Origin of the sequence: Halococcus salsus (genome assembly GCF_009900715.1) — an archaeon.
Lineage (GTDB): Archaea > Halobacteriota > Halobacteria > Halobacteriales > Halococcaceae > Halococcus > Halococcus salsus.
In genome coordinates, this window is the sequence record NZ_JAAAJC010000016.1 from 18,127 (window position 1) to 30,133 (window position 12,007).

At 53.7% G+C, this 12,007-nt stretch carries 10 protein-coding genes and 1 pseudogene; 4 read left to right on the forward strand and 7 right to left on the reverse strand.

All coding sequences use genetic code 11. The features are described 5' to 3' along the window. Nucleotides 1-419: 419 nt before the first annotated feature. The 5 genes from GT355_RS16990 to GT355_RS17010 all read right to left on the reverse strand — a co-directional run bounded on the left by GT355_RS16990 (nt 420) and on the right by GT355_RS17010 (nt 6,028). Nucleotides 420-920, reverse strand: coding sequence for a hypothetical protein (locus tag GT355_RS16990; RefSeq protein WP_160135725.1), 501 nt, complete (start codon nt 918-920; stop codon nt 420-422). 360 nt (nt 921-1,280) lie between these two features. Beyond that, nucleotides 1,281-3,632: a heavy metal translocating P-type ATPase gene (locus tag GT355_RS16995; protein WP_192928048.1), complete on the reverse strand. Its 2,352-nt coding sequence runs from the start codon at nt 3,630-3,632 to the stop codon at nt 1,281-1,283. A gap of 60 nt (nt 3,633-3,692) precedes the next feature. Next, the gene (locus GT355_RS17000) at nt 3,693-4,439 is read right to left on the reverse strand and encodes a helix-turn-helix domain-containing protein (protein WP_120071664.1); all 747 of its coding nucleotides are present in this window, start codon (nt 4,437-4,439) and stop codon (nt 3,693-3,695) included. Nucleotides 4,440-4,503: 64 nt separating this feature from the next. Beyond that, complete coding sequence (locus GT355_RS17005) at nt 4,504-4,788, reverse strand: DUF7967 family protein (protein WP_120071622.1); 285 nt, start codon at nt 4,786-4,788, stop codon at nt 4,504-4,506. Nucleotides 4,789-4,960: 172 nt separating this feature from the next. After that, nucleotides 4,961-6,028, reverse strand: coding sequence for a zinc-dependent alcohol dehydrogenase family protein (locus GT355_RS17010; protein WP_160135726.1), 1,068 nt, complete (start codon nt 6,026-6,028; stop codon nt 4,961-4,963). Between the two features lie 286 nt (nt 6,029-6,314). On the opposite strand from GT355_RS17010, the gene GT355_RS17015 reads away from it, so the two are divergent. The 3 genes from GT355_RS17015 (at nt 6,315) to GT355_RS17025 (ending at nt 9,239) form a co-directional block, all read left to right on the forward strand. Beyond that, a complete protein-coding gene (locus GT355_RS17015) occupies nt 6,315-7,835 on the forward strand; it encodes an aldehyde dehydrogenase family protein (protein ID WP_160135727.1) in 1,521 nt (506 codons plus the stop codon). 119 nt (nt 7,836-7,954) lie between these two features. Further along, complete coding sequence (locus tag GT355_RS17020) at nt 7,955-8,596, forward strand: helix-turn-helix domain-containing protein (RefSeq protein WP_240145878.1); 642 nt, start codon at nt 7,955-7,957, stop codon at nt 8,594-8,596. Between the two features lie 328 nt (nt 8,597-8,924). Beyond that, the gene (locus tag GT355_RS17025; protein WP_160135728.1) at nt 8,925-9,239 is read left to right on the forward strand and encodes an MFS transporter; all 315 of its coding nucleotides are present in this window, start codon (nt 8,925-8,927) and stop codon (nt 9,237-9,239) included. A 706-nt stretch (nt 9,240-9,945) separates the two neighbouring features. Here the strand turns inward: GT355_RS17025 and GT355_RS17030 are convergent. Next, nucleotides 9,946-10,695, reverse strand: coding sequence for a hypothetical protein (locus GT355_RS17030; RefSeq protein ID WP_160135729.1), 750 nt, complete (start codon nt 10,693-10,695; stop codon nt 9,946-9,948). Nucleotides 10,696-10,981: 286 nt separating this feature from the next. Between GT355_RS17030 and GT355_RS17035 the strand changes: the two genes are divergently transcribed. After that, nucleotides 10,982-11,605: an undecaprenyl-diphosphatase gene (locus GT355_RS17035; RefSeq protein ID WP_160135730.1), complete on the forward strand. Its 624-nt coding sequence runs from the start codon at nt 10,982-10,984 to the stop codon at nt 11,603-11,605. 276 nt (nt 11,606-11,881) lie between these two features. On the opposite strand, the pseudogene GT355_RS17040 reads toward GT355_RS17035, so the two are convergent. After that, nucleotides 11,882-12,007 (reverse strand): annotated as a pseudogene (locus GT355_RS17040) (IS5/IS1182 family transposase); the annotation flags it as partial.

The window sequence follows — 12,007 nt, forward strand, 5'->3', positions numbered from 1 at the left end:
CAGTCACGTCAGGATGCTCAGCAGTGCATTCAAGGTTTTTGTAGCATCTGGGTGGAGAACTCACGAGCAGCGTCGATACCGCCGTCTTTGGTGCTGACACCGAAGCGTTCGGCAGTCTCGTTGTAGAGGTCGGTGCGCTAGTCGTACTCGCCATTAGTGTGAATCTGCGCGGCTCATTTTACACACGGTGCTGAAAAGCGCCTCCAAGCGAGTGATTTGCTCACAATACTAGATGAAGAAGCCAATGATGAGCCGTTTGCAGGTCGGCTCAGCGTGATCGCTCGGCTTCAAGAGAGGGAACTTGCACACGGTTTTGCCGATTCTGCATGTAAAAGGGGATCTGTGTTCTCGGTTCGTGCAACTCCGTGTGTTCATGGGACTGATGGTTTGCTATGGTTTGCGGATTTCCCTGCTTCTGGTTAGTTATCTGATGGAATCCGTAGGAGGAAGAGTCTACCACCATACGCAATCATGCTAAGGGCGAACGCAACTACGCACAGCGTGTAGACGTTGAACACCGAAAGCAAGCCGAAAAATGGATTGAAGGAGGTTGGATAGAAGGGCTGAATATCGGTGTACAACATCGAATCAAGACAGATATGAAGAAAGACACCAGTAATAGCTGCGGTCACGATAGGTTGCCACGCTCTGTCTTGTTCGAGTTGGAATGGTCCAAGAGTACGGTTGAGGACAGGCTTTGCAAAATACACACTCACCGAGAGTATGAGTGCCAACAGAGCCCCCAACATGAACGTGTGCAGTGGGCCATGAAGCCGTCCATTAAGATACCCGAAGAAAACCAATATCGCACGAATGTCGACAATCACATTCGCCGCGAGGAACGCCGGAAAGTCAAGCCAGCGAAACAATAGGATTGCAAATAACAATGCGGGGCCGAGATGGAAGAGGGTGAACGGCATTCGTTCCAACAACTATCTGGCGACATCCTAATAATCTAGTGGACAGCAAATCTGTGCAGAACCTGAGGTCGGCTAGGTAGCTGCTCAATGCACGAATCAAGCGTTCGTTTGGACTCTATTCCGCCTGTAGTGAACGAACACCGATCAGTCTCGGGCTAGCATCTCGAAATCGGACGAGTACGAGACGAAATAAAGCGTCGCTAAACAGTGCCGCTGCTCACGAGTCGGGAGAACACGGAAGAGTATCGGCCTCAATCAGGAGGGTCGAGACCGTAGAACTGCTTGGCAACGGTCAGAAACTGGTTTGCTCCCTACAAGGGGCGCGTACGACCGCCAGCGTGCCGATGGCGATCCATTCATTCATGCTTCTGTCTCTCGATCAGCACCACTGTATAGACTGTCGGGGACAATCCGCGAGAGTCGCATCGCGTTTCCAGTCACCCCAAGACTCATACCCATATCGCCGACGACCACGGCCACTGCAACGCTGACGTAACCGAGCGGGACACCGATTGCAAGTAGCGCCTTCACACCGAGACTCGCCCAGATGTTCTGTTGAATCACGCTCCCCGCCTTGTGTGACAGTTCGTACAGGTACGGGAGCTTCGAGAGATCGTCACCCATCAGCGCGATGTCGGCCGTCTCAAGTGCCGTATCCGTTCCGGCAGCTCCCATCGCTACGCCGACAGTCGCGGTCGCAAGCGCCGGTGCATCATTTACTCCGTCACCAACCATTGCAACGTCTCCGTACTCATCACGCAGTTCGTCGATTGCCTCGACCTTCTGATCAGGGAGAAGTTCCGCGCGGTACTCGTCGACACCGACCTGCTCGGCAATGGCTCGGGCCGTTCCCTCATTATCTCCCGTGAGCATCACGATGCGGTCGACGCCCAACTCATGCAGGCGCTCAACGGCACGCTGCGAGGTTGAACGTACTTCATCCGCAATTGCGATGGCACCCACTACGTCCGTTTCTGTCCCCACCAGGACGACCGTTCGCCCCTCCTCCTCAAGCCCAGCGAGTACATGGTCCGCGTACTCCTTCTCTTGTTCCTCCAGACCGGAGTCCGCAGTGACCCCTTCTGACACGGCCCCACCGTCGGTCGCGCGGCGAGCTTGTGGAAGGTCGAAGCCGAGTTCCTCGAACAGTGCAGGCTTCCCCACAAAGTACGTCTCGCCGGCGATTGTGGCTCGAATACCCTTTCCAGTCAGACTCTCGAAGTCAGAGGGTGCTGGGAGGTCAGTCACGTCGCCCTCGTCGGCACGGGTGAGGACCGCCTCGGCAATCGGATGTTCGCTTCGCTGTTCCACTCCCGCGCCGTATCGGAGGACATCTGACTCGCTATGGTTTCCGAACGGAATGACGTCAGTGACGGCGAGCTCGCCTTTCGTGAGCGTCCCGGTCTTGTCCAGCGCGATGGCGTCGACCTCGCCCATCGCTTCGAGGTGGTTGCCGCCCTTGATGAGAACGCCGTTTTTCGCGGCGCTCGTGATGCCCGACACCACGGAAACGGGCGTCGAGATGACGAACGCGCAGGGACAGGCGATCACCAACAGCGTGAGTCCGCGAATGAACCATGTCTGCCACGGCCACCCGAGCATGAGCGGCGGGACAGCAGCAGTGAGAATTGCCAAGACGACCACCGCGGGCGTGTAGTAGCCCGAAAACCGGTCGACGAACTGCTCTTTCTCCGTTTTCTTTTCCTGGGCCCCCTGTACCATTCCGATGATCTTCGAGAGCGTCGAGTTCCCGGCCGTTGACGTAACCTCCACTTCGAGATAGCCCTCCTCGTTGATCGAGCCGGCGTACACGTCGTCACCTTCGGCCTTGTCGACGGGGACGCTCTCGCCGGTGATCGGTGACTGGTCGACCGCGCTCCCACCCTCGATGACCGTGCCATCCAGTGGAATCTTCTCGCCGGGACGGACGACGACGGTTTCGCCGATCTCGACTTCCTCGACGGATACGGTCACCTCTTCACCGTCGCGGCGGACCGCGGCCTCGTCGGGCGAGAGTTCCATCAGTTCACGCAACGAGTTCCGTGCCCTGTCCATCGCGTAGTCTTCGAGGAGTTCCGCGACACTGAACAGGACCGCAAGCGTCGCGGCTTCAACGAAGTAGCCGATGCCGGTGGCAGCGATGATCGCCGTCCCCATCAGGAGGTCGATGTCGAGACTCAGGTTCCGCGCGGAGTAGTACCCGCCACGAACGACAGGATACCCACTGACGATGATTGCGACGAGAAACAGCCCATCCGCGAGCGAGAGCGAATAGTTGAGAAGGGTCGCAACCTCAGGATTCTGTCCGGCGAGGACGAACTCAAAGAGGAGACCGAACACGACGAACCCCGCTCCGGTCCACGTCTTAATCGCGCGCGAACTCGTCCAGATCTCCGACGGAGGTGCAATTTCCATGCCATCGGCGGATTCTTCGTCAGAACCGTCTTCGCCGCCAATCACTTCATAGCCCGCGCCCTCGATGGCCGCAACCACGTCGGCCTCGGCGGCACGGTTAGGATCATAGTCCACCGTGGCCGTGCCCGTCGTGGGTTGCAGGGTGGTGTCAGTGACCCCATCAACGCGCTGGAGACTCTTGTCTACTTTCTGCGCACAGGAGGGGCAGTCCATCTCTGGAACGGTGAGCCGGACGGACGACTCTTGTGTCTGCTCACCGTTGTTTTCCCGCCCCGCTGCGTCTGCGGTTTCGGTCATCGCTGTGAGATAGGGCAGTCAACTCGATAAGCGTTAGTTGGAACATTCCAATCCGGAGGGTCAGAGCGGCGTCGACAGCTCGTCTGGTAGCTGCGTGCGAGCGACGTGCTGCTTCGCCAAGTGTTCCTCCGCCCGCCGGAGTCGGTAGGTAAGCGTCGACCGTGGCGCGTCAAGATGCTCAGCCAGTCCGGCTACATCAACCTCCCGCGGTGATTCGTAGTAGCCGTGTTCGACGGCGGCTTGGAGAGCTGCTTGCTGCTCTGGCGGCAACTCAGTTGGACTGCCGTCTCCCTTACTCGCCGTCGAGGTGGCCGCCGTTCGGAGCATCTCCATCCGCGCGCAGTCGCCGACGGCAGTTTCAAGCTCGTTGAAGAACCCACTCACATCGCCCTCGCCGGAGTGGATGATGCGCCAGGTATAGTGGCGACTCTCGTGGTGCGTATCGAACAGCAAGCCGTCACCGAGATGATCGCGGGCGATGTGGGGGATGGACGAACAGAGGGGAGTGCGCTCCCAGTACGAGTAGAGAACGAGTGTGTCGTCGGTATGGTCGAGAACCTGTGTACTCTGAGTAGCGTCGCAGTCCTCGGTGGCGAGACAGTCGGCGTAGTAGTCGCTGTTGAGAAAGGCATTTTCGATGCCAGCGAGAGCGTCGGGTGACCCCGTGGCGTGATCGACACGCCAGAGACGTTCCTCAGTAGCGTGCAGCGAGAGCGAACGAATCGAAGCATCTGGATGGTCAACAAGGGTGTCTGCTACCCTGTTGCACCCGGGCTCGTATTCGAGAGCGAAGACGAGTTCGCGCATAGGTTGCTCTAGCCACCCGGAGACATAACACATGGCTCGTCCTCGCCGGATTCGACTAGTAGGGTCAGATCACGTCGTCGGGGTCGTGAGTCTCTTGCATCCGTTGTGCTTCGGCGGCATACTGTTCTTGGAGATCGGTATCATCAACTGAGCCGAGATTCTCCGAGTCAGCATTGACGGCCGCCGTGGTGTCCCGAACGTCGGTGAAGGAAGTCAGTGCCCGCTCCTTCCGGTAGTACTGGCCGCCGTCGGGAGTCGCGTAGGTGAGGATGATGAGGTTCTGCTCGTCGTCGGAGTATGTCCGTTCGACCAGCCACACACGCACACCGTCGTCCAGTTGATCCGGCATATTCGTCTGGTCGTCGCTCTCGGGGAATAAATGGTATAGAAACTAGGTCGATGGGGATTTCATCCAACTCGAAATTCATCCCCACGAGGAAAATTCGATGGAAACTATGCATGAGAAAACTAGATAGCCGACTTCTGATTTAAAATGGTTTGTTTCGTGATTGTTCTATTGGTTAGCTAGTGAAGTCGGTACAGACTGGGATTCCGAGTGTGTTGAAGTCAGTCATCGCAGCCAGTTCATCTGGAACTTCGTGGATATCGATCGTCTTGTTGACGAGCGTTGTCGGGTCAAGCTTGCTTGACTCGATCATGTCCAGCATCTCACTGTAACGCGAGGGCTGGAGACCGAGCGAGCCGTGGAAATCGATCTCCTTGGAGACGAAGTCATCGACCGGCAGTGGAACCATTCCCTCTTCTTCGGAAGTGGTCAACCCGATCTGAACGTGCGTTCCTCCCTTGCGGAGGCTATTGACTGCGTTCTGACACGTCGTTTTGATACCAAGTCCGTCGGCAGAAACATCTGCTCCACCGTTAGTGATATCTTGGACTTCGCCAGCGGGATCGTCGACTTCGGAAGCGTTAACCGTAGCGACCGCACCAAGTTCTTCGGCCTTGTCGAGGTTCTCGTCTTTGAGATCCACCCCGATTACATTACCACCAAGCGCATCAGCGATGTGGACGGCTGAAAGACCGATGCCACCACACCCGTGAATTACCACGTCATCACCGGCGCTCACGGGTGCGCGATGCGCCATCGCGTGAAACGAGGTCATGAACCGGCAACCACACCCCGCAGCCGTTTCGGCGTCGATACTGTCTGGGAGCGGCACGGCGTTGACATCGGCGTGTGGGATGTGAACTTCCTCAGCGAATGCACCGGGGGCTTGGTTCATGAACCCAAGCCCAACGTGGTTCTCACAGATGTTCTCGCGACCGTTCCGGCACAGGTCACAAGTACCACACGCGAGGTTGAACGGAATTGCGATTTCTTGACCCTCTTCGACGGTTTCAACATCCTCACCGACGGAAACGATACGGGCAGTGGGTTCATGGCCAAGAACGTGTGGCGGATCAGGCCGGTATCCGAACCAGTCCCAATCTCCCTGCCAACAATGCCAATCTGATCGGCAGACACCACACCCAATGAGTTTGGCGACAGCCCCATCGGGTTCTGGTTCAGGACGGTCGACGTCCTGGACGGTCAACGGCTCCTGAAACTCCTCCAGTACTACTGCCTGCATGGCAGTTACACCCATACCCGGCCACATAATGAATGTTTTGAAAAAATACGTAGGATTTCAGCCAGTAAGATTATTTTGAAATGTAGAATCCAGTTTGAGATTATAATATCTTCATAGCAGGGCCGCTTATGAGAGATTCTAATTTGAATATCATGAATCATACTGTGTGGAATCTACATTGTCTAACACCACTTCTGAGTCTAATCGGAGATCAGGCAGGAAAGACGGTTTGTCAATATGAAATCAGAAAATCTTATGCATCAGGGTGGGTGTGAGATGATAACACGTGACATCTAACTCTCAGCCGTCGGCCGAGAGTTCACAAGAGGTTATTGAGAGACATGAGCAAGCTGCACGAGAGCTGATTCAAGACCGAGAGCTTCAACTATATATCGGAGGTGAGTGGGTAGACAGTACCGGTAGCGAACTATTAGACATTTACGACCCGACCACTGGGAGAAAACTGGCGACAGCTCAGGCCGGAAATGATGCTGACATCGAACGAGCTGTTACAGCTGCGTGGCGTGGCTTCGAGACTTGGGATGATAAATCGGTAGCCCAACAACAAGTCATTCTTTCAGAGATAGCGAGCCGAATCGAAGCCCGACAGGAAGAGTTCGCAAGACTTGATGCACTTGATAACGGCAAACCATTAGTAGAAGCCCGAGATGACATTGATCTTGTTGTAGATCATTTTCGGTATTTTGCAGGCGCGGCCCGGACGTTGGAAGGAACAACTATCCCCGCAGAAGATGACCAACACATAGAGACGGTTCGGGAGCCGTATGGCGTTGTCGGCCAAATAATTCCTTGGAACTTCCCACTATTGATGGCCGCATGGAAGCTTGCGCCAGCTCTGGCAGCAGGAAATGCTGTAGTGTTGAAACCTGCCGAAGAAACCCCATTATCGTTAGTTGAATTCATCCGCGAAATCGATGATCTCATTCCAGATGGACTACTGAATATTGTCACTGGCTACGGTCCCGAGGCTGGTGCATCGCTCGTTGAACACCCGCGCGTGCGCAAGATTGCGTTCACCGGATCAACGGAGGTCGGTCGCGGCGTGATGAAGGGAGCAGCGAATACCCTCAAGGACATCTCCTTGGAATTGGGTGGCAAAAGTCCACTTATCATTTTCCCAGACGCGGCTCTCGATCGAGCGGTTGAGGTCGCCATCGACGCGATGTTCTACAACGCTGGGGAGTGTTGCTGTGCGGGGACACGGTTGTTTGTCCATGAATCACTATGTGATGAATTCACACAAAAATTCGCCGACGCTGCGGATGATATCGTCCTTGGCGATCCTTTGCTTGAAAAAACTGAAATGGGTCCGAAAATATCGCCAAGGCAGGTTCAAAGAACTGAACGATATATTCATCTTGCCGAAGAGGTTGGTGGTCAAATTGTCACTGGTGACAAACAACTTGGGGAAGGGCGACTCGCTGGCGGATACTTTGTTGTTCCAACGGTTGTTGAGGGTGCACCGCATAGAACGCGCGTTGCCCAAGAAGAAATTTTCGGCCCAGTAGAGCTTGTGTTCGAATGGAGCGACTATGATAATCTAATAGATCGAGTCAACGATGTCAGCTTTGGTCTCGCTGCTGGCATCGTTTCTGAAAATATTTCCACTACTCGGCGTGCTGCTCGCGATATTGAGGCTGGGAACATCTGGGTAAATCAATATAACGAATTCCCAGCTGGCCAGCCATTCGGTGGGTACAAACAATCCGGTATCGGTCGGGAAATAGGCAAAGAGACAATCAAGGCATACACACAGACAAAGACGCTAAATTTCAAAATCGATTAAGATGTCATCTTCTAGTATTGATATCTAAATCAACTACAAATCAATAAGATGCCAGACGCATGCTTCGAATTTTGAGAAAGGTTTTTAAGTACGCTCTCACACTATAAGGATGATAACCGATGGGTGTTTCAGAGAATTCATTTGATGATGATCTCACACCCAGAGATATCGTCCTCCTCAAAGCAAGAATTGAAAATCCAACTGTATCAGTGCGAAAAATTCGCGATATACTTGAGGACGAATACGGAATCTCGCTATCACACAATCGCGTAAATGAACTCCTCCATGAGATGGAGACGGACGAGGTATTACAGACGCAAGTAGTGCCTAATGTAGAGCTTTTTGACTATTATCTCTTCCGTATTGCGTTCCATTACCCAAATTTCGAGGAACAATGGGAAAAATGCTATTGGGAATTGAGCGAAGACCCACATGTGGTGTTTTTCACTAATGCTGACGACTACTACCACTGGATCCTTATTACCCAGTTTCACGACGACCGCGGAGCCGAGCAATGGATGCACCACTTCTTCAAGAATCACGGCGATCTAATTGCGCAGTTTGATAACACCAAGCTGCCCTCAATACACAAATTCTATACCTCCGGTGATGTTCTCAACGAGCGACTGTGGGAAACCGAAGAAGGTCGTGAATACCTCCAGAATTCCCGCGACAAAGGCGAGAACAGTGACTCTGCTTTAGTTGAACACGAAGACAACTCTCCCCAAACAATTTCGCCCTGGGAAGAGAAAACCGACTAACGCGCTACGGCACTATTAGATTGAGACCTCCAGTCCGAGTGCTTTGACTGGTGGTCATTTTTCTAATATCTTGTGGCTTCGATTCAACGCTGATGTCGGCTAGGTCGATTTGTCATGCACAGCCTCCCTATTCATTCCAATGTGCTCTCGTATGTACTAAATGAAGGGCAATCGCCATCAGTTCATAATCTCGGTATCAGACCCTCGCAGTGCGAACTAAAGTGGCGTGAAACAGCGCCGCCGCTCACGAATCGGGCGAATACGGGAGAGATCGGCGTCAGTCGGGTGGGTCGACGCCGAGCGCGGACTCGTCGGACTGTTCCTACTCATGGCCGTGCTGATGCCGATATTCGGATCCGTGAACGGCTGGACACTGTTCACCGTCGCAGGCCTCTTCGGGCTCGTCGTCTTCGTGTTCCCGCCGCTGTTGCAGTCGCTGGTGGCCGAGTACTCACCGGAGACGAATCCCGGGGTCGGGTACGGACTCACGTCGGCGGGAAACTTTGCGTTCGGCGGATTCGTCGGAACGTTGTTCGCAGGATGGCTGGTGACGACCAGCGACTATCCCACAATGTTCACTGGCCTCGCCGTGTTTCCGCTGGCCGGGGTCGCCATCATCACCGCATTTCTAGTCTGGAAATGAGAACAGCGAACGCCAATCGCTGGGATCGCTCTGCGTTAGGCGGGTGGCCGTTCCGCCAGTGTGCGGACTACCAATACCGAGGCGGCTATCATGATAGCCAGCCAGTGAACGTGTGAATTATCAGGATTTTGGCCAGACTATAATTGAAGTTAGGAAGATATATTTCTCATGCACGATTGGTATCGAAATCAATACCGACACCTAAATTTCGCAGGGAGCTGTGCATAACGAATGGAGCTAGCCGACTTCTGGTGCAGAACTGGATAATGTATGGAGCAGAACATTTGACTCATCAGTTGTAAAATATTTGCTCACAGGGCAAGATGAATTTGGGAATCCGCAGAACCAGTACTCGGGGAAGGTCACAAGCCGTTCTGTGCATAAGGGGGTTACCAGTATCAGTTCTTGTTGTCTTCAGGTAGGAATGAAATTGGCGAGACCCAGAAGCAGTAGCATTGCACCAATAATACCCAGTCCAATACCCGATGCTTGAACAACGTGGCGAGCACGACTACGCCGCTCGTAGCTTACCATTTGGATAGAAGGTTGGAACCGTTGTGGATTGTGGAAGATATACCAACCGAGAGCAACCGCTCCTGTTCCCAGTGTCAAGAAAAACGCAGTACGGCCGTAGTGCACCATCTTCTGTTAAACGTATGAACGTTGCAGTGGCTTAACTTCACTTGAGTCGGCGGATAGGTCGGGACTACAAATCATTCCATGATTCCCGGATGGTCTTCCAAGGATTCTTGACCAATTTTGTGAGTGTCCCTCGCATCGCTCTTTTCGGGTCGTTACTCAGAGCGGCGAGAAATGGGAGAACACTGTATTTCAGCCCTTGTGCTGCGTTGATAAGTATCCAGCCTATCGCACTGATGAGTAGGATAAGAACAGCTGCTGAGAGCAACGGGCGTAGTATAGGCTGGACCAGTCCAGTACTTTCTGTGGGATAGAGCAGATTTCCCACAACTACCAAGATAGACGCACCAATGCCGAGTCTCATCAGACTGTTTGAGCGCTTGTCCCAACGACCTGGTTCAAAACGCTCTGTGAGCTCATTTTCCGTTTGGCGACGTATCTCACCTGTTGTTCGCAAATCGATTCGTCCAAGCGTTTTTGTATCGGTACCTGAGTTGCTGTAACTCTCGACGTTCGCACGCACTTCCTTGATTAACTCTTCTCGCTCAATATTGGACTGCTCCCGGAGGCGTTCGACAAGGATAGTAGTGTCCGCAAGAGCCTCTCGGAGCTCGTCGTCAGGCACGTCTTCAAACATCAAGGCGAGCTGGTGATCCGGGTAGTCAGCAAGGAGTTGAAAATCAAGGAAGCCCGACTTTATGCGCTCACGAATCCGTTGCTGGTCTCGGTGTTTCTTGGCTTCGTTGAGTTCCGCGAAGTCGTTTTGAATCCGGTTTCGCTGTGTTTTCGTGAGCAGCGATGCGGACTTGCCGGCCATATTCCGTTTATCAGTGACTCAGGGGTTATATCTGCTGGTTGCTAGGGATTTAGAGATACCTCTGTATCGGAATATCACTCCGCTGTGCGTTCTCTCCCAAGGAATATCCTACTGACTATCCGACAGACGAATTGTGCCGAAAACTACGGTGTAGGGCCGTACATTGACGATATTCGATACAAACAATCACCTCGGTTTAATGTGGGGTGGAGAATAGCCAACATCGCATGAAGGCAACCCTAACGATTGACTCGAAAGAGCACTTTCGTGGGAGGAGAGAGCAGCGATGACAGTACCCGGACATCATCTCCTTCAGTTCTATGCGAACCACGGAGGGACACCATTACTGAATGAGATGATGGTGTTCGTAGCAGAGAATTTCGTGTATCTGGTCCCGATTGCACTTCTCTATCTCTGGCTCTCCTCTGGAGAGGAGCGAGCTGACTCCAGTTTCAGAATGGCGCTCGTTCCGGCATGGTTCACTGCTGAGGATGGAAAATCGAAATCGGTGTTCATCTTCGTTACGATCGCCGTGAGCCTCATTATCTCGTACGGAATGGGCCAGCTCTATGCCCATCCTGCGCCGTACGTGATAAGCCAGCAGACGCTCCTTGGAGGCGTACCGGAGAACTCGTTCCCGAGCCAGCATACGACAGTCATGTTCGCGTTCGCGTGGCCATTGCTCTACTTGCAGGAGCGATGGCGTGATGGGCTCATTGGGGTGGTACTCGCCTCGTTAGTAGGAGTCAGTCGAGTGTACGTCGGCGTTCACTATCCCATCGACATTGTCGGCGCTATTGGAGCCTCACTGCTCGGGTTCGCCCTTGTTTACGTTGCCAGAGGCCCTGTCATGACCTTTGCCGATCAGTGTGTTCGCATTGAAGAATACGTATCTGGGCTGGTAACGTAACCATGTCAGCAATCGATTTGACGAACGTAACCAAAGCGTATGGGGAGGTTACGGCTGTTGAGAATCTAAACCTCGCGGTAGAACAAGAGGAGATCCACGGCTTCCTCGATCCGAATGGTATGTGAAAGTTGACCACGATTAAGATGCTGCTGGCTTTCGTCCGGCCAACGGACGGAAAGGTGCAGGTGCTAGTTGCCAAATATATTAGCACGTACCCAGCCCTACCGTTTCTCCACTAATGCTATTTCCCGGCTAGAGCGTGTCATAGAATCCGTCTCATGCCGTGAGCATCTCGCGGCCCGGATTGTCTCCTCGTTCGTCGTTGGTGATTGCGACGACCACTCGAAGGCACAATGCAACGAACACCTGCGTCCGCGCATGGACGCGGCCTCGGGCACGGAC